Genomic DNA, 21068 nt, shown 5'->3' with positions numbered 1-21068 from the left:
GATGGCAGGGTTCCCGCCTGCATTCCTCAGCTCGACGAGCAACTCCTTCATCGACCTCATCCGGGATCTCGCCCCGGACGCGCTGCCGCAGCCGCAGGGCTCGCCGATGAGCGAGCAGCTGCCGCACGCGACGACGATCGTCGCGTTCCACACCGCCGCCGGCGTCCTCATGGCCGGTGACCGGCGCGCGACGATCGGGAACATGATCGCCTCCCATGCGATGGAGAAGGTGCGCCCCGCCGACGACTACTCCGTCATCGGCATCGCCGGCACCGCCGGTGTCGCCCTCGACCTCATCCGGCTCTTCCAGCTCGAGCTCGAGCACTACGAGAAGATCGAGGACGCCCGGCTCTCCCTCGGCGGGAAGGCCAACCGGCTCGCGGCGATGCTGCGCGGCAACCTCGGACTGGCGATGCAGGGGCTGAGCGTCGTGCCGATGTTCGCCGGCGTCGACGACTCCCGCCCGGACGGGCAGATCTTCAGCTTCGACATCACCGGCGGCAAGTACGAGGAGCACCGCTTCCACGCGATCGGCTCGGGCTCCGGGTTCGCCCGGGGTGCGCTGAAGAAGCTCTGGGAGCCCGGACTCGAGCCCGATGCCGCGCTCAGCGTCGCCGTCGAAGCCCTCTTCGACGCCTCCGACGACGACTCGGCGACCGGGGGACCGGATTTCGTGCGGAAGCTCGCGCCGACGGTCTTCACCGTCGAACTCGGCACCGGGGTCAGGGAGATCCCCGCCGATCGGGTGCTCGCCACCGCCGCCGAGGTGGTCGCGGAGCGCACGCGGAAGGCACAGGCTTGACTCAGGCACCGTTCTACGTCTCACCCGAACAGCTGATGAAGGATCGGGCGGACTTCGCGCGCAAGGGCATCGCCCGCGGCCGGTCCGTCGTCGTCCTCCGCTACGACTCGGGCATCCTCCTGCTCGCCGAGAACCCCTCGCCGACGCTGCACAAGATCGCCGAGATCTACGACCGCATCGGCTTCGCCGCCGTCGGCAAGTACAACGAGTTCGAGACGCTGCGGCAGGCCGGGGTCCGCTACGCGGATCTGCGCGGCTACTCCTACGACCGCAGCGACGTCACCGCCCGGGGGCTGACGAACGCGTACGCCCAGACCCTGGCCGGGGTGTTCACGACCGAGTCGAAGCCCTTCGAGGTCGAACTCGTCGTCGCCGAGCTCGGCCGCACCGCCGCGACCGACCAGCTCTACCGGATCACCTACGACGGGTCCGTCATCGATGAGACCGAGCACGTGGCCATCGGCGGCCAGGCCGATGCGATCACCGCGCGGCTCAAGGGGATCGTCACGAGCGCGAAGCCGCTCACCGAGGTCGTCGACCTCGGCATCGAGGCGCTGACCGCCGCCGGTTCGGGTCCGCTGCCCGTCGACGATCTCGAAGCCGCCGTCCTCGACCGCGAGGTGCCCGGACATCGCACCTTCCGGCGGCTCTCCGACGCCGCCCTGGCCGAGCTCCGGTCGGACTGATGGCCCGCATCTACGGGCTCGAGACCGAGTACGGGCTCGCCCACACCCCTGGGGAGGACCGGCGGCGGATCGGCCCCGAGGAGATCGCCCGCTACCTCTTCCGGCCCGTCGTCAGCTGGGGACGGTCGTCGAACGTCTTCCTCCCCAACGGCTCCCGCCTCTACCTCGACGTCGGCTCCCACCCGGAGTACGCGACCGCCGAATGCGATTCGCTCACCGACCTGCTCGCCCAGGATCGCGCGGGTGAGGCACTGATGATCGACCTCCTCGACCAGGCGCAGGAGGCGCTGGCCGCCGACGGGCTGACCGGGCGGATCCACATGGTGAAGAACAATACGGATGCGGCGGGCAACTCCTACGGTTCGCACGAGAACTTCCTCATCCGCCGCGGCCTCGACTTCAACCGGCTGACCACCGTGCTCCTGCCCTTCCTCGTCACCCGGCAGCTGCTCGTCGGAGCCGGGGCGATCATTCCCCGCGCCTCCTCGTTCCACCCCGATGAGGACGTCTCGCGCACGGACATGACCTTCGGCCTCTCCGCCCGCTCCGACGTCATGTGGGAGGGCCTGTCCTCGGCGACGACCCGCTCGCGGCCGATCATCAACGCCCGCGACGAACCGCACGCCGATGCGGAGAAGTACCGCCGACTCCACGTCATCGTCGGCGACTCCTCGATGTCGACGGCCACCTCGGCGCTCAAGCTCGGCTCCGCCGTGCTCATGCTCGACCTCATCGAACAGGGGGCGCGAATCCCCGACCACGGGCTGCGCCACCCCGTCCGCGACATCCGCGTCATCGCCCGCGACCTCACGGGAAGGACCGTTCTCGAACGCACGGACGGGTCGACGACGACACCGCTGGGACTGCTCACCGACTATCGGGACCGGGCAGCCCACCTCGTCGAGACCGGCGACCACAGCCTCGGGGACGAGACGCTGGCCGCCTATGTCATCGACCTGTGGTCGCGGATGCTCACCGCCGTCGACGCGCAGGACTTCTCCGGCGTCGACACCGAGATCGACTGGGTGATCAAGCGCACGCTCATCGACCGGGCGATGACCCGCGGCGACATCGGGCTGAGCGACCCGCAGATCCAGCGCCTCGACATCGCCTACCACGACATCACCCCGGCCACCGGACTCTTCCCCAAGCTCGAGGCGGCGGGCCTGGCGAAGAACCTCGTCAGCCGGCAGGACCAGGACGCGGCGAAGGAGACTCCACCGCAGACGACGCGGGCGGCCGTGCGTGGAGAGTTCATCCGCGCCGCCCACGACGCCCGCCGCGACTACACCGTCGACTGGGTCCATCTGCGCCTCAACGACGAATCGGGCCGTGCCGTGGCGCTCAAGGACCCCTTCTCTCCGACGCATCCGCAGGCCGAAGCTCTCATCGCCGGCCTGTAGGATCGTCTGGAACATTCCGACGAAAGGAACCACGTGCGCACCACAGTGCTCAGCGCCATCGCGGCAGCCGTGCTGCTGCTCTCGGCCTGCGGGTCGTCCGAGCCCGACGACAGCGGAGCGAGCGCTCCGGCCTCCGTGCCCGCCCAGGACGCGAAGTCGACGAGCCTCGACGACGTCACCGTCGACGGCAAGCCGGGCGAGAAGCCGACGGTGGAGTTCGCTGCCCCTCTCGTCGTTGAATCGACCGAGGCTAAGGTGCTCACCGAGGGCGACGGCGATCCGGTGGCTGCCGGCGAGCAGGTCACCGCGCAGATGACGCTGGTCTCCGGCGTCACCGGTGAGGTCATCGAGTCGAGCTACGACTCGGGATCGCCCGCCGGGTTCCCCATGGACAAGTCCCAGATCTCCGAAGACCTCTACACCGCGATCGAGGGCAAGAAGGTCGGCTCCCGAGTGCTCATGACCCTCAACGGCAGCCCCCAGCAGGGACAGCCGAGCCAGACGCTCGTCTACGTCATCGACATCGAGAAGACCTCGCAGCCGCTCACCCGCGCCGAGGGCGAGAAGACCGACCAGTCCGGCAACCCCGTGACCGTGACATGGGAGGACGACGGCGAACCGAAGATCACCGCCCCCACCGGCGACAAGCCGAGCGACCTCCAGACGTATACGACGATCGAGGGCACCGGCCCCGAGGTCAAGGAGGGCCAGACGGTCGCCGTGAAGTACAGCGGATGGCTGTGGGACGACACGTCCCAGCCGTTCGACTCGAACTGGCCCGAGGGCAGCCAGCCGTTCCCCGTCTCACCGGTGGGACAGGCCAACGTCATCGACGGCTGGAACGAAGGCCTCGTCGGCCAGAAGGTCGGCAGCCAGATCGTCCTCGTCATTCCCCCGGACAAGGGCTACGGCGCGGCCGGCAGCCCGCCGAAGATCCCGGAGAACGCGACGCTGATCTTCGTCATCGACATCCTCTCGGCCGACGGCTGAGACCCCCCTCGCGTCGACCGCCCGGTCAGGCGCAGCAGTCCACCACCAAGGAGGAACACCATGGCCAAGCAGAAGCCCGAAGTCGAATTCCCCGGCGGCGAGGCTCCCACGGAGCTCGTCATCGTCGACGACATCATCGGCGATGGCCCCGAGGCGAAGCCCGGGGACACCGTGAGCGTCAACTACGTCGGCGTCGCCCACTCGACGGGCGAGGAGTTCGATGCCTCGTACAACCGCGGCACCCCGCTCGAGTTCCGTCTCGGTTCCGGCATGGTCATCGCCGGCTGGGACCAGGGCATCCAGGGGATGAAGGTCGGCGGACGCCGCACCCTGCAGATCCCCGCGCACCTCGCCTACGGCGATCAGGGCGCCGGCGGGGTCATCAAGCCCGGCGAGTCGCTGATCTTCGTCTGCGACCTCGAAGGCATCCGCTGACCGGACGCTGACTCAGGCGGGGGAGACGAGCCCCGCCGCATACCTGCCCGCCGCGGCGGCAGCGAGGAACGCTGCCGCATCGGCGGGCAGTCTGCGTCCCATCGTCGACAGGCCCACGGGGCTGTCGTGCAGGGCCGCCCACAGCCCGGTCAGGTCGACGTCGACGAGCTCATGGTCGCGCAGCTGAGGCAACTGCTCGGCGACCGCCTCGGCGATGACCTGCGGATCGGGATCCATGGCGGCGCGGTCGGCCTCCGGCAGCGTCGCGAAGTCCGGCACCGGCACCCGCACGCCCGGACGGGCCACCTCGGCGAGCGCGGTGAGCGTGTGGTGGGAGATCCCGAAATGCCGGCCCCGGGCATCGGCGTTCGACATCCGCAGGACTCCGACGGGGATGCCGCCGAGGAGGGCGGCGGCATTGAGGTGCTCGCCGACGACGAGACCGGAGAACCCGTACTTCGTCCCCGTGCCGAGGTTGCCCGGTCCCTGCGCGACGACGGCGATGTCAGCGCCGAGGACGTGCTTGGCCGCGAGCAGTCCGGTGTGGATCGTCACCGCCTCGTAATCAGCACCCCACGACTGACCCGTGCTGATGCTGCCGGTGATCCACCCCGCAGCGGTGAGCCCGGCCACGGCCTGGGAGAACGCGGCCGGCAGCGCCGCGCCGTCGGTGAGGATGTAGGCGACGCGCAGCGTCGGATCGACGGCGCGGATGCCGGCGACGACCGCCGGCAGCGCGGAGTGGAGGTCGGCGACGAGGACGGGCATGCCGTCGATCGACTCCGCCGCGGCGAGGATCCCGTGATGCTCCGACTCCTGATCGTCGACGCCGAGGACCATCGTCTGCAGGGGGGAGTAGCGGTCCTTGACGAGATGGCCGGGACCCGGGGCGGGGTCCGCGGGCAGACGGTCGGGCAGGGCCACGATGAGACCGAAGCCGCCGGTGCCGAGCCGCTTCGCGAGCGCGGAGACGTTGAGCAGGACGGTGTCGCCGACCTGCGGGGTGCCTGTCGCCTCGGTGTAGGCGATCGCCCTGATCCGCTCCACGTCCGTGCCCGGCAGGGGCCGGTCGAGGTCGGCGTCGACCTCGGTGAGACCGGGGCGGGAGGAGCGGATGCCTGCGACGGTGCCTGTGCGCCAATGAATCATGGTCCCAACCCTATCGCCCGAACCCTGTGGCGGTGGGTTACGGTGGATGCTGTGAACACACAACGCGCGAGCCGCCAGCGGCAGCAGACCGAGCGGCTGATGAACCTGCTCATCGCCCTGCGGGCGGCCCGCGGCTGGGTGTCCCGGACGACCCTGATGAGCGCCATCGACGGCTACGGCGACCTCGACGACGCCGCCTTCGACCGCAAGTTCTCCCGCGACAAGGAGCTGCTGCGGCACATGGGGATCACGATCGCGACCCGCGGCGAACACGACGCGTACTCCGATGTCGGGGAGACCGGGTATCGGATCTCCACCGACGACTACGCGATGGGCGACGTCGATCTCACCCCCGCCGAGGCGGCAGCGGTGGCCGTGGCTGCACGCTTCTGGTCCGACACCGAACTCGGCGAATCGAGCGCTCAGGCGCTGACGAAGCTGCGGGCGCTGGGCATCGAACTCACCGCCGGGCAGGGGCTCGGCATCGGCCCGGGAGCGGCGAGCAAACTCGGCAACGCCAACTTCGCCACCGCCCTCCACCACATCAACGCCCGCGAAGCGGTGAGCTTCAAGTACCACAAGCCCGGGCAGAGTCCGCGGAAGGTGCGGCTCGAGCCCTACGCCCTGCTCAGCCGCGGGGACCGGGTCTACCTCATCGGCTTCGACCTCGACCGCGGGGCCGAACGGACGTTCCGGCTCACCCGGATCGAGGGGAAGCTCGCCAAACTCGGCGGCCGCGACCCCGGGGACTACGAGATCCCCGCCGACTTCGCGCCCGCGGTCAGCCTCCAGGCGAGCACGGAGATGGCCGTCGTCACCGAGGCGCGGCTGCGCCTGGCCGCCCACCGGGCCGATCCGCTGCGCCGGCGCCGGGTGCGGCGCGACGGCGAGGACATCATCGTCGAATACTCCGACGCCCAGACGCTCGCGGCCGAGATCGTCGGCTACGGCGACGCCGTCGAGGTCCGCGGGCCCGCCGAGCTCGTGCGCGCGGTGCAGGCGCGCCGGGAGACGATCGCCGATTCCCTCGACCGCTTGGGAGGTCGCAGTGTCCTCAGCGCGTGAGAGGCTCACCCGGCTGCTCAGCCTCGTGCCCTACCTCGATGCCCACCCCGGCGCCGACCTCGAGGAGACGGCTGCGTACTTCGGCATCGATGCCGCGACCCTCATCGACGACCTCGAGCTCCTCTTCGTCACCGGTCGTCCCGGACACATGCCCGATGACCTCATCGACGCGACGTGGGACGGCGGGAAGATCTACATCTCCAACGCCGAGGAGGTCTCCGTCCCCGTGCGCCTGAGCGCCGAGGAGGCCGGCCTCCTCGTCCTCGCCCTCGAACTCATCGACGCCCTGCCCGGCCTCGACGCCGAGGCGGTGCGCACGGCGGCGGCGAAGCTGCGGGTCGCGGCCGGCGAGAACCTCCACACCCCCGTCGACGTCGACCCCGTCCCCGCCGACGAGGAGCTGATGAGCGCGCTCAAGGGGTTCATCGCCGCCGAGGCGGCCGTCGAGATCGACTACTACGTCGAGTCCCGCGACGAACTGACCACGCGCACCATCGCCCCCACGCGCCTCGTGCCCGGCGCCGACTGGTATCTCGACGCGTGGTGCTACTCCGCGCAGGGCCCGCGCCGCTTCGCCCTCTCCCGGATCCGGGCCTGGACGGAGACCGCCCATCCGCCGATGCACGAGGGTGCCGCCCCCGAGGCGCCGACCGAGGTGACGATGACCCTGACCGCGGCCGGGGCGTGGCTCGCCGACGAACTCGACGTCCGCGAGCGGACGTACGGCGTCGACGGCGACGGCAGCGTCGAGATCCGTCTCACCGTCCACTCCCGCGACTGGCTGGCCCGGTTCCTCCTCGGCCATGCCGACGTCGTTGCGGCCATCGACGCGCCGGACGCGGTGGCCGCCGCCCGGGAGCGCCTCGGCTGATCGGCGCGCGCGGATGAAAGGCTCAGCCGCACAGCGTAGAATTGCCAGGAGCAGTCACAAGCCTAGGAGCTCTCATGAACTTAAGCCCCATGCACATCGCCGTGGTGGTCATCGTCATCATCCTCATCTTCGGTGCTCCCAAGCTGCCGATGCTGGCCAGGAGCCTCGGCCAGTCGCTGAAGATCTTCAAGTCCGAGGTCAAGGACCTCCGCAGCGATGACACCGATGAGAAGACCACCGAGCCGGGTCAGCTGGGCCGAGAGTCCGACCAGTCGGCACCGCGCACCACGCCTGACGCCGCGCCGAACCGGTCCGCGGCGCAGCCGAACCAGGATCCGCAGTCTCGCGAGAAGTGAAATCCCGCAGCGAACGGAGCGGCCTGTCCTCACGGAAGAAGAACCCTGAGAAGAAGATGCCCGTCATGGGGCATCTCATCGAACTGCGCAACCGGTTCGTCATCGCGGCCGTCGCGATCCTCCTCGGCGCCATCGGCGGCTGGTTCCTCTACGACCCGGTCCTCGACATCCTCCAGGAGCCGGTGAGGACGATCAACGACTCCACTGGCCGGGTGGCGCAGGTCAACTTCGCCGGCGTCGCCTCGCCGTTCGACATGAAGATCAAGCTCTCGTTCTTCATCGGCCTCTTCATCTCGTGCCCGATCTGGCTCTATCAGGTCTGGGCGTTCGTCGTCCCGGGCCTGACGAAGAAGGAGAAGCGGTACTCGTTCGGGTTCCTCGGCGCCGCCGTCCCGCTCTTCCTCGCGGGCGCCGCGATGGCGTTCTTCGCGTTGCCGAACGCCGTCAAGGCCCTGACCTCGTTCACGCCTTCGGGCGCGACGAACATCATCCCGGCGCAGGACTACCTCAACTTCGTCATGGTGATCATCGTCGTCTTCGGCCTCGCCTTCGTCCTGCCTGTCCTCATGGTCGGACTCAACATGCTCGGCATCCTCTCGGCGACGCGGATCCGGAAGTCCTGGCGCATCATCGTCATGATCACCTTCGTCTTCGCCGCCGTCGCCACCCCCACCCCCGATGCGATGTCGATGTTCTTCCTCGTCATCCCCATGCTCACGCTCTTCTGCCTGGCGTGGGGGATCTGCGTGCTCGGCGACCGCAGACGCAAGCGCAAGCTCGTCGCACAGGGCGTCTGGGTCGACCCGGACGAACTCGACGACGACGATGAGAAGGGACAGCGATGAACGACTCCCAGAGCCCGGCTGCCGCGTATGCGGAGTTCCGGGCCCGCGCCGAACGCGACCAGACGCCGCTGGGACGGTTCATCGCCCGCACCGACTTCGCCCTCGACGACTTCCAGCTCGAGGCCTGCACGGAGCTGCAGGAGGGCAAGGACGTCCTCGTCACCGCGCCCACCGGGGCGGGCAAGACGATCATCGCCGAATTCGCCGTCGACCTTGCGATGGACGAGGGCAAGCGGGTCTTCTACACGACCCCGATCAAGGCCCTGAGCAATCAGAAGTTCGCCGATCTCGTCGCCGTCCACGGGGCGGAGAACGTCGGCCTCCTCACCGGTGACACCTCGATCCGACGTGATGCGCCGATCATCGTCATGACGACCGAGGTGCTGCGCAACATGCTCTACAACGACCCCGAGGGCCTCGACGACCTCGGCTTCGTCGTCCTCGACGAGGTCCACTACCTCGCCGACCGCTTCCGCGGGCCCGTGTGGGAAGAGGTCATCATCCACCTGCCCGAACGCGTCCAGGTCGTCTCGCTCTCGGCGACGGTGTCGAACGTCGAGGAGTTCGGGGCGTGGCTGCGCGAGGTCCGGGGACCGACGACGGTGATCTCGACCTCGCACCGTCCGGTGCCGCTGGTCAACCACGCGCTCGTCGGGCACCGCATGTACGACCTCTTCACCCACCACGACTCCGAGCGCATCGATCCCGCGCTCTCCCATGCCACCCGGACGTACGGGGGACCGCGGTCGAAGCGCGAGCGCGGCGCGAAGGCCCGCTTCCGCCGGCCCAGCCGCACGCAGATCGTCGCCTCCCTCGCCGAGGCGGGGATGCTGCCGGCGATCATGTTCATCTTCTCCCGCAACGGCTGCGACGAAGCCGTCGAGCAGTACATCGCCACGGGTGCCGACCTCAACACGCGTGAGGACAAGGTCATCGTCAACGCGGCGCTCGAACGGCTGCGTGACGAACTGCCCGCCGAGGACCTCGGGATCCTCGGGTACCACTCGTTCCGCGAGGGCCTCCTCCTCGGCGTGGCCGCCCACCATGCCGGGATGATCCCGCAGTTCAAGGAACTCGTCGAAGAGCTCTTCTCGGCCGGCGTCATCAAGGTCGTCTTCGCCACGGAGACCCTCGCGCTGGGCATCAACATGCCCGCCCGGACCGTCGTCCTCGAGAAGCTCGTGAAGTTCAACGGCGAAGCCCACGTGTCGATCACCCCCGGCGAGTACACGCAGCTGACCGGCCGCGCCGGCCGCCGCGGCATCGACCGGATCGGTCACGCCGTCGTCGTCTGGCATCCGACGATGGACATCAGCGAGGTCGCCGGCCTCGCCTCGAACCGCTCGTACGCGCTGAGCTCGGCCTTCGGTCCGACGTACAACATGACGGCGAACCTGCTCTCCCGGATGAGCCCCGCCGACGCCGCGAAGGTGCTCGAGACCTCGTTCGCCCAGTTCCAGGCTGACAAGGCCGTCGTCGGTCTGGCCCGGAAGGTCCGGAAGAACGAAGCGACGATCGCGGCGTACGAGACGTCGATGCAGTGCGACCGCGGCGACTTCGGCGAGTACGCGCGGCTGCGTCAGCAGATCTCCGAGACGGAGAAGCAGGAGACGCGGACGAAGACGAAGACGAAGCAGCGCGACATCGTCGAATCGCTGACCGCGCTCAAGGTCGGCGATGTCATCACCCTGCCGACGAAGCGCGTCGAGGGCACCGCGGTGATCATCGCCCCGATGAGCTCCCGCGACGGGGTCTCCCGGCTGCCGACGGTGCTCACCGAACAGGGCAAGGTGTGGCATCTGCGTCCCCATGAGGTCACCGAACCGGTCGCCTCGATGGGGCGGATCAAGGTGCCGAAGAAGTTCAATCACCGGCAGGCAGCGGACCGCCGGGTGCTGCTCGGCATCCTCGCCGAGGCGATCGCCGACGGCCGTGTCGACCGCGACGCCCACTGGGTTTCGACACCGACGGGCACCGGGGTGAGCACGACGGTCGCCGAACTCCAGGCCCGGCTGCGGTCCCATCCCTGCCATGACTGTCCCGATCGCGAGATGCACGCCCGGTGGGCCAATCGCGCGGCGAAGCTGCACAAGGAGAACGCGTCGCTCATCAAGCGCATCGAGGGACGCACGACCTCGATCGCCCTCGTCTTCGAACGCGTGCAGGAGGTGCTGGCGACGCTCGGGTTCGACCCGGAGCATTCGGACATGCTGCGCCGCATCTACGGGGAGCGCGACCTCCTCGTGGCACTGACGGTGCGCGCCGGCCTCTGGGATCGGCTCACGGAACCCGAACTCGCGGCCTTCGCCTCGAGCTTCGTCTACCAGGCCCGGCGCAGCGAGAGCTTCCACGCCGAACGCGCCCCCAGCCGCGACCTCAAGGTCGCAGGCGATGAGGCGATCGACCTGTGGAAGGAGCTCTACCGGCTCGAGGAGCAGCACGCCCTGACCCCGACGCCGGAACCCGACCGCGGTCTGTTCACCCCGATGTTCCGGTGGACGGAGGGCAAGAACCTCGCCGAGTCCCTGCGGGGCACGGACATCGCCGCCGGCGACTTCGTCCGCTGGGCGAAGCAGACCCTCGACCTCCTCGGACAGCTCACCGAGGTCGTCACGCCGGAGACCGCGGTGCGCATCCGCCGGACCATCGACGCGGTGCGCCGCGGCGTCGTCGCCGACGACTCGTGACGCGACGCCTGCTGGGCCGACGCTTGCTGAACTGACGCCTCGTGAGCCGTCGACTCAGCGGCGGATGCGCTTGACGATGTTCTCGATGTCGGAGCCGAAGGCGTTCTCCGTCGTCAGATAGGTCCACGTCGACGACGGACGCTTGAGGCCGTGAGAGGCGAGGTCGATCCCGGTGTCGGTGAACTCCGCCTCCTCGACCGTGGCCTGCGAGTCGTCGAGGACATCGGACCAGAACGAGGAGAACACGCGGATCGACTCCGTGTTGAACGCCTCGTGCGGCTTCTCCTTCGCGAAGGTGCGCAGGTGGATGCCCTCCCGCAGATCGTTGAGGAACGCGAGATGGTCGACCCACCGGGCGTCGAGGTGGAAGAGGAGCACGGAGCGCAGGCTCTCGTCGATGAGCTCGGGCGAATGCTCCTTCTCGAGCTCGGTCACCGTGTCCCCGAGGCGCTCCCTGAGCTCGTCGATCGCCTCGTTGCCATCGCGCAGCTCCCGGCGGCGGGCGAGGACGAGTTCGCGCTGCTTGGCCATGAGCTCGTTGAACCGCCACGTGTCGCGGTGCAGGGCCGTGTTCTGCCCCTCCGCGACCCGCTGGGCGTGCTCGACGAGGGTGAGGGCCCGCTTCGATTCGATCCACCCGTTCTCGTCGCCCTCGGTGACGAAGCGCTGGATCTCCGGGACGCGGGTGAGGAGTTCGTCCTCGAGGCTCGTGAAGAACACCGATGACCCCGGATCCCCCTGCCGTCCGGCACGACCGCGCAGCTGATCGTCGAGGCGGGAGGAGAGGTAGCGCCCGGCGCCGATGACGAGCAGTCCGCCCGCCTCGGCGACCTCGTCATCGGCGAGGCGGATGTCGGTGCCGCGCCCGGCCATCTGGGTCGACACGGTCACCGCGCCGGCGCGCCCGGCATCGCCGATGATCGCGGCTTCGGCCGAGTCGTCCTTGGCATTGAGGACGGCGACGTCGACACCGCGGTCGATGAGACGGGCGGCCAGGGATTCGCTCTCGGCCACCGAGGAGGTGCCGATGAGCACGGGGCGGCCCTTCGTATGGTTCTCGACGACCTCCTCGACGATCGCCCGCTCCTTCGACTCCTGATACGTGTAGAGCCGGTCGGGTTCGTCATCGCGGATGACGGGCAGATGCGTGTCGACGGGCACGATCTCGAGCGAGTAGAACTCGCGGAGGTCGTCGCCGACGGCCAGTGCCGTTCCGGTCATCCCGCACACGGTGGCATAGCCGTGGATGAGCTCTTCGACCGTCATCTGGTCGAGGATCTCCCCGCTCTCGGTGGTCACGAGCTTCTCCTTGGCCTCGACGGCGGCCTGGAGGCCGTCGGGCCAGCGCTGGAGTTCGGCGACTCGACCACGGGAGGCGGAGATGAGCTTGATGGCTCCGTCGACGACGAGGTAGTCGACGTCGCGCTTGACGAGCGCCTTGGCGTAGAGGGCGAGGTTGACCGCGGCGAGGTCGGCCGCGCCGTCGCCGTAGAGTTCGACCCCGAGTTCGTCCTCGACGCGGGTGACGCCGTCGTCGGTCAGGGACACCGCACGGCGGTCGGGGCTGATCTCGTAGTCGACGCCCGGGGTGAGGTTCTCGACGAGCGCGGCGATGCGCTCATTGCCGTCCTCGATGGTCGAGGAGCCGGCGAGGACGAGGGGGACCCTGGCCTCGTCGATGAGGACGGAGTCGGCCTCGTCGACGATGACGACGTCGCGGTCGGCGACCCTGATGTCGTCATCGTCGAGGACGAAGCGGTCGCGCAACACGTCGAAGCCGACCTCGGTGACCGAGGCGTAGAGCACCTCGGCACGGTAGGCGGCCCGGCGCTCGTCGTCGTCCTGGGCGGCGGAGATCGCCGCGGAGGACACGCCGAGGAGGTCGAAGACCGGCTGCATCCACGTGCGGTCGCGCACCGCAAGGTAGTCGTTGACGCTGACGACGTGGACCCGGCGGCCCTGGAGCGCGTACCCGGCGGCGGCGAGAGCGCCGACGAGGGTCTTGCCCTCACCGGTGGCCATCTGGACAATGTGGCCCTGGAGGAGACCGACGAGACCGGTCAGCTGCGTGTCATAGGCGCGTTCGCCGAGGGTGCGTTCAGCGGCTTCGCGGGCGAGTGCGGCGTACCGGATGAGCGTGTCCTTGGCGCCGCCGCTGGCGAAGACCTCACCGGCGGCCTCGGTGAGCTCGGCATCGCTGAGATCGGCGAATTCGGCGCCTGCGGCGTCGATGTCCGTGGTGGCCTTCTCGAACCAGCCGGTGGCCTTCTCGGCCTGCGCGCCCGGGCGGTTGAGCAAACGGGAAAGAAGTCCCAAGTCATCGTCCTGTCTGTTGCGGTGGTCGAGAGTCGATTCTATCCTCGACGGCGATCGGCCAGGACCCGTCGACGACCGCCTCGGCGTTGCCCTTGCGGCGCAGGAACGCCTGGAGATCCGCGGCCTGAGCGCGCTTCCAGTCCCGTTGGGAGGCCATGATCTGCGGTCCGGTCAGCCCGGCGATTTCCGCCGAGCTGTCAGCGATCGCTCGGGAGATGTCCAGGGCGGCACGCGCATCGGCGGCCGCGTCGTGGGCGTCGAGGAGGGAGACGTGCCACGCCTCGGCGGTCGCGGTGAGGGTGCGCTTGCCCTTTCGGTACCGGTCGACGTGCCGGTCGATGACGAAGGTGTCGACGATCGCCGGCAGCAGCTCGCTCAGGGAGAGGTCGGGGCGGTGGCGGCGGACCTCGGCGTCGAGGACGCTGAGGTCATAGACGATGTTGTGCCCGACAACGACGGCGCCCTCATCGCGGAAGCCGGCGAACGCGGCGCACAGGGCGGTGACGACCTCGACGGCGGGGGAGCCGTTGGCCTGCGCGTACTCCGTGGTGATGCCGTGGACGGCGCGGGCGGACTCGGGGATCTCGATGCCGGGATCGGCCAGCCACATCTCGACGCGGTCGGAATCCTCGACGAGCGCGGCGGTGACGATGCGCGCGGTCGCCGGTTCGACCCCCGTCGTCTCGAGGTCGAAGCCGATGAGGCGGGCCTGCGGCCACGGCGGCGCGGCGGCAGCACGGGAGGCGGGCCCCGGCGCGGGCGCGGTCGCTGTTGCAGGAGCGGCCGGCAGGGCATCCCCATCGCGGGTGGCCTCGGTCAGGGCCGCGAGCAGGTTGTCGACCGAACGGGTGATGTTCTGTCCCGCCGCGGCCGCCGTCACGGCGTCGGCATCGACCGGGTGGGGCAGCGCGCTGAGATCGAGACCGTGGGCGACGTCGGTCAGGCACGTCATCACGTCGACGGTCTTGAGCAGAGTCTCCTCCGAGTCGACGATCGTCGTCGCGCGCTTCGGGCTCAGTCCTCCGTCCTTGACCCCGGCCTTGGCGGCGGAGATGATGCCCGACAGCGAACCGAAGCTCGCCAGCAGGGTGGCGGCGGTCTTCTCCCCGATGCCCGGCGCGCCCGGCAGCCCGTCGGAGGGGTCACCGCGCAGCGCGGCGAGCTCGCGATAGCGCAGGCCGGTCGCGACCCCGTAGAGCTCGGGGAGGTCGGCGGCGCCGATCGCCTCCCACTCACCGCCCTTGCGCGGGCGCAGCACGCTGATGTCGCGTTCGGCGTCGAGGAGGGCGAGGAGGTCACGGTCGGGGGAGACGATGACGACCGGGGTCGTCGACTCCGCGGCGAGCGTGGCGATGACGTCGTCGGCCTCGGTCCCTTCCACCTCGGCGATCGGAATGCCGGCGGCCGCGAGCACCCGACGCATGATCGGCAGCTGGGCGTCGAGTTCGGGAGGGATCTCCGTGCCGGCCTCGGCGTCCTTGATGCGGGCCGCCTTGTACTCGGGCATGATCCGGGTGCGGAACTCCGGACGCCAGTCGGCGTCCATCGTCGCGATCACCCGTGCCGAGGAGAAGCGGCGGATCATCTGGGCGATGGCGTCGACGACGCCGCGGACGGCGTTGACCGGCTGGCCCTCGTCGTTGACGATCGAATCCGGCACCGAATAGAAGGCGCGGTAGTAGAGCGCGGGCGTGTCGACGAGTACCAATGGCTTCACAGTCCCCGACGATACCCGACGGCGCTGACACCGCGACGCCCGATGCGCGCGGCGCGCGAGGGCAGGTGTAGCCTGGCGGCTGTGATCATGTACTACGGCGGAGATGTCTACAGCAGCGTCGATCCCTTCGCGACTGCCCTCGGCAGCGCGGACGGGACCGTGAACTTCATCGGCTCGGACGAGGCGGCACTGGCCCTCGACGCCGAGGCGGTCGACCTGGGCGGTGACTTCCTCACTCCCGGGTTCGTCCACGCCGGCCTCCTCCTCGACGAGGCGGCGCCGAGTCCGGCGGCCCTCCATGACGCGGGCATCGCCTACGTCCACGCGCTCGGGGACGAGACGGCGCTCGCGCGCTTCACGGCCGCCGCGCCCGAGGGCCTGAGGGTCATCGGCTACCCGAAACTCGCGGCCGGTGACAGCCTGGCGTGGCTGCCCGCCGCGGCGCTCACGGAGCTCACCGCCCTGCCCGAGACCTCCCTCTACCTGGTCGTCGCCGACCCTGAGGAGCTCTCCGCGGTGCTCACCCGATTCGCTGCGGATGCGGCCCACGCGCAGCGGTGGGGGTACCGTCTGCTCCTCGACTTCACGGTGCCCGCCGCCCTGGTCGACGACCTCGGCCGCAGCGGTGTCGCGCTCACCCTCGACCCGAGCCGCGATCAGCCGCTGGCCGCGCTGCTCTCCGCCGGAGCGCAGGTCTCCTTCGTCCTCGCAGGCGAGTCGCCGTGGGCGAGCGTGCGCGATGCGGTCATCGGCAGCGACGGGGTCGGCGCCCGCGCCGCCTTCAACGCCGCCACCCGGTTCGCCCACCGTGCCGCCGGCAATCCGGAGGGCGGAGTGCTCCGTCCCGGTGCCGCAGCCGACTACGTCCGCTGGCGGGTCGAGCGTCTCGTCGTCCAGGTCGCCGACCCCAGGGTCGCGGCGTGGAGCACCGATCCGGCGTCGGGCACTCCGGGGCTGCCCGAGCTCGCACCCGACGTCGCCCTGCCGACACGCGTGAGCTGAGTCGGATTTCAACCCGACACGCCGAGGAGTGAGAAGTTTTCTTGCCCCGCAGGCTTCGCTCTCACCTGCGGATTTGATCAAAGTCGCAGGTCACAGACATTTTGCAGACTCGGGTCGAGCGATTAGATTCGTCGTTGACGTTCCACCGGTTGTGGAATGGAGCCGACACTCCTGTCAATAGATAACTCACTGTGCGCCGCGGTTTCCCCGTGTGAGCACAGCGTGGTCCGAAGGCGGGGGTGTCGGCTCATTGTTCGGGGCCCGAGGGGCGTAGGGTTGACGCCGTGGTTTCGAAGATTCTGGTAGTCATCCCGACGTACAACGAACGTCTCGCCCTTCCCGTCACTCTCGCGGGGCTGTTCGAGCATCAGCCCGAGGTCGACGTTCTCGTCGTCGACGACGGCTCTCCCGACGGGACGGGGGAGTGGGCCGACGAGCAGGCGGCCGTCGATGATCGCATCCACGTCCTCCACCGCACGGAGAAGGCCGGTCTCGGCATGGCCTACATCGCCGGCTTCACGTGGGCGCTCGAGCGCGACTACGAGATCATCTGCGAATTCGATGCCGACGGGTCGCATCGGCCCCTCGACCTCGGTCAGCTCATCGCTCCGGCACTCGCCGGTGCCGCCGATCTCGTCATCGGCTCCCGCTGGGTGCGCGGCGGCGCGATCGTCGACTGGCCCCGGTCCCGCTTCCTCCTCTCCCGGGGCGCCAACCTCTACGTCGACGCGATGATGGGCCTCGGAGTCCGGGACGCCACCGCTGGCTTCCGGGCCTACCGGCGCGAGGTCCTCGAGGCGCTCCAGCTCACCGGGGTCGAGTCACAGGGCTACTGCTTCCAGATCGACATGACGTACCGCACGATCGACGCGGGCTTCCGGGTGCTCGAGGTTCCGATCGTCTTCGTCGAACGCGAGCTCGGGGAGTCGAAGATGAGCTCCTCGATCATCTCGGAGGCGTTCACGAAGGTCGCCGGCTGGGGACTGGCCCGCCGCGGCCGCCAGGTGAGGGCGCTCTTCGGACGCTGAGGACCGGATTCCGTTCCTGAAATGCACGAGGGGCGGCGACCTGTCGGTCGACGCCCCTCGTGTCGGGCGGCGGAGTCTCAGCTCTGCGCGGGCACCTCACCGCGGCGAATCGCCAGGCGCTCGTCGAGGAGGACCTGGAGTTCGTCGAAGGAGCGGCGCTCGAGGAGCATGTCCCAGTGCGAGCGGACGTGCTTCTCGGGTTCGCCGTCGGGTTCGTTGACGCCGACGCGCACGCCGATGCCGTGGATGCCCGAATCCCATGTCGAGGGGACTTCCGCCTCGATCGAGAACGGAACCTTGAAGCGGGTGCCGTCCTCGCATTCGAATTCGACCATCTGGCGCGGCGCCGGCTCGACGCCCTCCTCCGACTCCAGGCTGCGCGAGCCCAACTGTGTTCCGCGAAGACTGCGTTCGCTCATCTTTCAGACCTTCCGACTCGACTGCAGACGTGCATACGAAAGCAACAGTCTACCGCGTCGGGCTATTCCCCGGCGGGGGCGGGGAGCCGGCCTCGTTCTGTGCAGGCTCAAGGAACAGGGCAGCCGTTCCCCTGCGCAGGCGGTCAGCCGAGCGTCGCCTGCGCGAGCGGGACGTCATCGGTGACGATGGCGTCGACGCCGAGACCGGCGAGCGTGCGCATGTCGGCGGCGTCGTTGATCGTCCACACATGCACCTCGAGTCCGAGCCGGTGGGCGCGATCGACGAAGCTCCGTGTGACGATCGGCACGCCCTTCCAGCGCATCGGCACCTGGAAGGCGTCGAGGTCGGGAGCGAGCTGAAGCAGACCGCGGGTCGGGAAGCCGGGCAGGGCGCCGAGGAGGAACCGTGCCGTCTCCCCGGTGCCCGCCGAGGTGGCCACCCCGGGCAGGCTCGCCCGCAGCCGCCGCAGCGTGGCATCGGAGAACGACGCCAGCCGCAGGGAGTCCTCGATGCCGCGGACGAGGACGAAGCGGACCATCGCCGCGATCGACTCCGGAGCCTTGACGTCGATGTTCCACTTCGCGCCCGGCAGTGCGTCGACGAGCTCGCCGAGGCGGGGCAGTCGCCCGCCGTCGACGAGGTCGATGGCGTCGAGCTCGTCGGCCGGCAGGTCCCGGATGAGGTGCGGGCAGTCGGCGATGCGCCGCAGATCCGCATCGTGGGCGGCGAAGAGCACCCCGTCGGCGGAGGCGTGGACATCGGTCTCCATCCACGAGATTCCCGCGTCCCACGCCGCGGTGAATGCCGTGAGCGTGTTCTCGCTCGTGCCGGGCCACAGGCCGCCGCGATGGGCGATGATCTCAGGCTGGGAATTCATGATCCAATCCTAGAGTCCTGTTGAAATCTCCCCTGGTGTCGACAACGATGGAGGCATGAGCCGAGCACAGGACCCCATCGAACCGGACTTCGTCATCGATTCGACCAAGCGCACCCCCACCGAGCGGGCGCGCACCGCCGCGACCCGCGCCTACGGCGCCGCGAGCAGCGGCGTGAGGAACGTCCGCGAGGCCGCGAAGGGCTCACGTCTCATCGAGGCCGCCGAGTCGTCGGTGAACAAGGCGCTCGGCAGCGTCTCCCATGCGATCGACGACGCCGTGCGCAGCGGCAAGGTCGAACGCGCCTTCGACCGCGCGCAGGAGACCGTGACCTCGGGGGCCGACAGCGTCCGCCGCCTCGTCACGCGCCGGTCACGACAGGATGATGCCGGGCCGCAGGACGCCGGGCGCACCCGCGACTGAGATCGCTGCCGTGACGCATCTCTCCCGCCCTCGGGCGGCGACTGCGCGCGCCGCGTTGAAAATGTAACAGTTCGTTAACTAGACTGGCCCCAGGTAACGATCCGATAACTTGGGGCGCAGGCTCGATGAGCGTGTGCCGCGCACTCTCACGTGAAGGACGGACTGTGGGCAAACACTCCTCGACCTCGACGAAGGGCTCTCTCCTCGCCGCACTCAAACCGGCGAAGAAGCGCACGGGGCGCCACGCGCCCGAGGCGAACTCGGCGAGCGGAGTCCTCTCCGCCGTCCGCTCACGGCCCGTGCTCTCGGCCTTCATCGTCCCGGCCGCCGCGACCGCAGCGGTCGTCGGGTCGACGTTCGCCATGGCACCCGATGCGACCGGTCCCGCGGAGCAGGTCGTCGCACAGAGCCCCGTCGTCGTCGAGGTCCCCGCTGCCAGCCCCGCCGCCGACGACAACCTCAAGAAGGCCGAGGAGCAGGCGAAGGCCGAGCCGGAGAAGCTCTCACTCGAAGCGAAGACGAAGGCACCGGAGCCCAAGCCCTCTGCCTCGAGCAAGAAGTCGTCGCCGGCACAGAGCTCAGGATCGAAGTCCTCCGGATCCGACGACTCCGCACCCTCGAAGTCGGGGTCCTCGGCCGGCAGCTCCGGCTCGTGCCCGATGTCGTACTACGGCGGCGGTGACGGCTTCGACGGGCAGAAGACAGCGAACGGCGAGACGTTCAACACGAACGAGCTCACCGCCGCGCACAAGAGCCTGCCTTTCGGCTCGAAGGTGAAGATCACGAACAAGGCCAACGGCAAGTCCGTGACCGTGCGCATCAACGACCGCGGCCCCTACAGCGGATCTCGCTGCATCGACCTCTCGAAGGCCGCGATGGAAGCCGTCGGCGGAATCAGCGCCGGGGAGATCCAGGGCTCCTACGAAGTCCTCTGAGACCGACCGCGCGGCCGGTCACACCCTATTGAGTTCGAGAAGCTCGCACGCCCGGCGTGCGAGCTTCTCGCGCACCGGTGCCGGAGAGACGACCTCGACTCCGGGCACGGTGAGCAGCTGAGAGACGGCGACCTCGACCGATTCGAGCGCGATGTCGACCTCGAGGCGCGCCACGCCGTCGGCCCCGGTGACCGGACGAGCGGCGGCGACCGCCTCGGCGGTGAGAGGACCGGGGACGAGGCGGAGAAGATCAGCGCACGCCGCCTGCGCCAGCCGGATCCGGACCGGCAGGGTGCGCAGACTCCGGTCGAAGTCGATGCGCGCCTGTTGCCAGTGGTCACCGAGGTCGAACCCCGTGGGGCCGGTCGCCTGCGTCCAGTGCAGTCGCGCGTCGGTGATCCGCGAGACCCGATACGTCCGCGGCGCGCCTCCCGGCGGCTGGGCGACGAGGTACCAGCGCCCGGCCTTGACGACGAGCCCCAACGGGATGACGCGGCGCAGCCGGGTGCCGGAGGCCCGCGGATAGGCGAAGCGGAGACCGCGGCGCCGGCGCAGCGCGGTGGCCACGGTGTCGAGCGCCGGGGGAGCGGCCTCCTCGGCGAACCAGTCGGGTCCGTCGACGATGACGGTGCGCGTGAGATCGTCATGACCGGCGGCGGCGATCTTCGCCCGCGCCGTCGCGAGGTCGCCGGAGAGACCGAGGTCGGCAGCGGCGAAGGATCCGAGGAGCACCGAATCGAGCTCGGTGCGGGTGAGACCCGACAGCGGTGACGTCCACTCGCCGAGGAGGCTCACCCCGCCGCCCGGACCGGACTCCGTGACGATGGGCACGCCCATCCGGGAGAGCTCAGCGAGGTCGCGGTAGATCGTGCGCACCGTGACCTCGAGGCGGGTCGCGAGGTCGCTCGCTGTGAGGGGATGCGACCGCGCCGAGAGCAGCGCGATCTCCGAGACGAGGCGGGCGGCCTTCATGGTGCACTCCCGACCGACGACACAGCATCCATGGACAGAGATTCTATGCTCATCCCTGACAGTCGATGTCAGGGATCGGGGTCGAGGATCG

20 protein-coding genes are annotated in these 21068 nt (G+C 69.4%); 14 read left to right on the top strand and 6 right to left on the bottom strand.

All coding sequences use genetic code 11. The features are described from left to right. The first annotated feature begins 1 nt into the window (after position 1). Genes prcB through FJ887_RS07545 form a run of 5 tightly spaced genes read left to right on the top strand, consistent with a single transcriptional unit; the run spans position 2 to position 4316 of the window. Complete coding sequence (gene prcB / locus FJ887_RS07565; RefSeq protein WP_140954997.1) at positions 2 to 802, top strand: proteasome subunit beta; 801 nt, start codon at positions 2 to 4, stop codon at positions 800 to 802. Beyond that, entirely contained in the window at positions 799 to 1488 is a 690-nt protein-coding gene (prcA, locus tag FJ887_RS07560) for a proteasome subunit alpha (protein WP_137824075.1), read from the top strand. Before prcB ends, prcA begins: the two co-directional genes overlap by 4 nt. Next, positions 1485 to 2891 (top strand): Pup--protein ligase, encoded by a 1407-nt coding sequence (gene pafA / locus FJ887_RS07555; protein WP_181365634.1) that lies wholly within the window; start codon positions 1485 to 1487, stop codon positions 2889 to 2891. Before prcA ends, pafA begins: the two co-directional genes overlap by 4 nt. 33 nt (positions 2892 to 2924) lie before the next feature. Then, complete coding sequence (locus FJ887_RS07550) at positions 2925 to 3881, top strand: FKBP-type peptidyl-prolyl cis-trans isomerase (protein WP_250786195.1); 957 nt, start codon at positions 2925 to 2927, stop codon at positions 3879 to 3881. Between the two features lie 60 nt (positions 3882 to 3941). Further along, the gene (locus FJ887_RS07545) at positions 3942 to 4316 is read left to right on the top strand and encodes an FKBP-type peptidyl-prolyl cis-trans isomerase (protein ID WP_137824077.1); all 375 of its coding nucleotides are present in this window, start codon (positions 3942 to 3944) and stop codon (positions 4314 to 4316) included. A 12-nt stretch (positions 4317 to 4328) separates the two neighbouring features. On the opposite strand, the gene FJ887_RS07540 is transcribed toward FJ887_RS07545, so the two are convergent. Then, positions 4329 to 5465 carry a DUF3866 family protein gene (locus FJ887_RS07540; RefSeq protein WP_140954999.1) on the bottom strand — a complete coding sequence of 379 codons (1137 nt, stop codon included), beginning with the start codon at positions 5463 to 5465 and terminating at the stop codon, positions 4329 to 4331. Between the two features lie 51 nt (positions 5466 to 5516). Here FJ887_RS07540 and FJ887_RS07535 point away from each other — a divergent pair, with 51 nt between their 5' ends. The 5 genes from FJ887_RS07535 (at position 5517) to FJ887_RS07515 (ending at position 11289) form a co-directional block, all read left to right on the top strand. Further along, positions 5517 to 6530, top strand: a complete 1014-nt coding sequence (locus tag FJ887_RS07535; protein ID WP_250786194.1) for a helix-turn-helix transcriptional regulator — start codon at positions 5517 to 5519, stop codon at positions 6528 to 6530. Beyond that, a complete protein-coding gene (locus FJ887_RS18505) occupies positions 6514 to 7401 on the top strand; it encodes a WYL domain-containing transcriptional regulator (protein WP_137824079.1) in 888 nt (295 codons plus the stop codon). The genes FJ887_RS07535 and FJ887_RS18505 overlap by 17 nt, the downstream gene beginning before the upstream one ends. Before the next feature lie 74 nt (positions 7402 to 7475). After that, the gene (tatA, locus tag FJ887_RS07525) at positions 7476 to 7757 is read left to right on the top strand and encodes a Sec-independent protein translocase subunit TatA (RefSeq protein WP_249356356.1); all 282 of its coding nucleotides are present in this window, start codon (positions 7476 to 7478) and stop codon (positions 7755 to 7757) included. Positions 7758 to 7813: 56 nt separating this feature from the next. After that, positions 7814 to 8602: a twin-arginine translocase subunit TatC gene (tatC, locus tag FJ887_RS07520; RefSeq protein ID WP_171006939.1), complete on the top strand. Its 789-nt coding sequence runs from the start codon at positions 7814 to 7816 to the stop codon at positions 8600 to 8602. Beyond that, entirely contained in the window at positions 8599 to 11289 is a 2691-nt protein-coding gene (locus tag FJ887_RS07515) for a DEAD/DEAH box helicase (RefSeq protein ID WP_137824080.1), read from the top strand. The genes tatC and FJ887_RS07515 overlap by 4 nt, the downstream gene beginning before the upstream one ends. Positions 11290 to 11343: 54 nt before the next feature. Here FJ887_RS07515 and secA2 read toward each other — a convergent pair whose 3' ends face one another. Beyond that, entirely contained in the window at positions 11344 to 13605 is a 2262-nt protein-coding gene (gene secA2, locus FJ887_RS07510; protein WP_140955000.1) for an accessory Sec system translocase SecA2, read from the bottom strand. A 1-nt stretch (position 13606) separates the two neighbouring features. After that, entirely contained in the window at positions 13607 to 15322 is a 1716-nt protein-coding gene (locus tag FJ887_RS07505; protein WP_250786193.1) for a 5'-3' exonuclease H3TH domain-containing protein, read from the bottom strand. 87 nt (positions 15323 to 15409) lie between these two features. On the opposite strand from FJ887_RS07505, the gene FJ887_RS07500 reads away from it, so the two are divergent. Further along, positions 15410 to 16324 (top strand): metal-dependent hydrolase, encoded by a 915-nt coding sequence (locus FJ887_RS07500; RefSeq protein ID WP_140955212.1) that lies wholly within the window; start codon positions 15410 to 15412, stop codon positions 16322 to 16324. 284 nt (positions 16325 to 16608) lie between these two features. Next, positions 16609 to 17352: a polyprenol monophosphomannose synthase gene (locus tag FJ887_RS07495; RefSeq protein ID WP_137824082.1), complete on the top strand. Its 744-nt coding sequence runs from the start codon at positions 16609 to 16611 to the stop codon at positions 17350 to 17352. A 77-nt stretch (positions 17353 to 17429) separates the two neighbouring features. Here FJ887_RS07495 and FJ887_RS07490 read toward each other — a convergent pair whose 3' ends face one another. Together FJ887_RS07490 and FJ887_RS07485 are read right to left on the bottom strand one after the other, a co-directional pair. Beyond that, on the bottom strand, positions 17430 to 17771 hold the full coding sequence (locus FJ887_RS07490) for an RNA polymerase-binding protein RbpA (protein ID WP_009375781.1): 342 nt from the start codon (positions 17769 to 17771) through the stop codon (positions 17430 to 17432). A 143-nt stretch (positions 17772 to 17914) separates the two neighbouring features. Beyond that, positions 17915 to 18649: a glycerophosphodiester phosphodiesterase family protein gene (locus tag FJ887_RS07485; protein ID WP_140955001.1), complete on the bottom strand. Its 735-nt coding sequence runs from the start codon at positions 18647 to 18649 to the stop codon at positions 17915 to 17917. Positions 18650 to 18704: 55 nt separating this feature from the next. On the opposite strand from FJ887_RS07485, the gene FJ887_RS07480 reads away from it, so the two are divergent. Together FJ887_RS07480 and FJ887_RS18500 are read left to right on the top strand one after the other, a co-directional pair. Continuing rightward, on the top strand, positions 18705 to 19070 hold the full coding sequence (locus FJ887_RS07480; protein WP_137824084.1) for a hypothetical protein: 366 nt from the start codon (positions 18705 to 18707) through the stop codon (positions 19068 to 19070). Between the two features lie 164 nt (positions 19071 to 19234). Next, a complete protein-coding gene (locus FJ887_RS18500) occupies positions 19235 to 20005 on the top strand; it encodes a septal ring lytic transglycosylase RlpA family protein (protein WP_140955002.1) in 771 nt (256 codons plus the stop codon). 18 nt (positions 20006 to 20023) lie between these two features. Here FJ887_RS18500 and FJ887_RS07470 read toward each other — a convergent pair whose 3' ends face one another. After that, positions 20024 to 20977 carry a helix-turn-helix transcriptional regulator gene (locus FJ887_RS07470; protein ID WP_140955003.1) on the bottom strand — a complete coding sequence of 318 codons (954 nt, stop codon included), beginning with the start codon at positions 20975 to 20977 and terminating at the stop codon, positions 20024 to 20026. Positions 20978 to 21068: the final 91 nt, after the last annotated feature.

Source organism: Brevibacterium sp. XM4083, assembly GCF_006489205.2.
In the GTDB taxonomy this organism is placed as follows: domain Bacteria; phylum Actinomycetota; class Actinomycetes; order Actinomycetales; family Brevibacteriaceae; genus Brevibacterium.
This window is presented reverse-complemented; position numbering and strand designations above follow the sequence as displayed.

Coding starts and splice junctions, on each gene's coding strand:
- FJ887_RS07490 (WP_009375781.1), bottom strand. CDS start 17,771: ATGAGCGAACGCAGTCTTCGCGGAACACAGTTGGGCTCGCGCAGCCTG.
- FJ887_RS07470 (WP_140955003.1), bottom strand. CDS start 20,977: ATGAAGGCCGCCCGCCTCGTCTCGGAGATCGCGCTGCTCTCGGCGCGG.
- tatC (WP_171006939.1), top strand. CDS start 7,814: ATGCCCGTCATGGGGCATCTCATCGAACTGCGCAACCGGTTCGTCATC.
- FJ887_RS07540 (WP_140954999.1), bottom strand. CDS start 5,465: ATGATTCATTGGCGCACAGGCACCGTCGCAGGCATCCGCTCCTCCCGC.
- FJ887_RS07500 (WP_140955212.1), top strand. CDS start 15,410: ATGTACTACGGCGGAGATGTCTACAGCAGCGTCGATCCCTTCGCGACT.
- FJ887_RS07515 (WP_137824080.1), top strand. CDS start 8,599: ATGAACGACTCCCAGAGCCCGGCTGCCGCGTATGCGGAGTTCCGGGCC.
- FJ887_RS07545 (WP_137824077.1), top strand. CDS start 3,942: ATGGCCAAGCAGAAGCCCGAAGTCGAATTCCCCGGCGGCGAGGCTCCC.
- tatA (WP_249356356.1), top strand. CDS start 7,476: ATGAACTTAAGCCCCATGCACATCGCCGTGGTGGTCATCGTCATCATC.
- prcB (WP_140954997.1), top strand. CDS start 2: ATGGCAGGGTTCCCGCCTGCATTCCTCAGCTCGACGAGCAACTCCTTC.
- FJ887_RS07485 (WP_140955001.1), bottom strand. CDS start 18,649: ATGAATTCCCAGCCTGAGATCATCGCCCATCGCGGCGGCCTGTGGCCC.
- FJ887_RS07480 (WP_137824084.1), top strand. CDS start 18,705: ATGAGCCGAGCACAGGACCCCATCGAACCGGACTTCGTCATCGATTCG.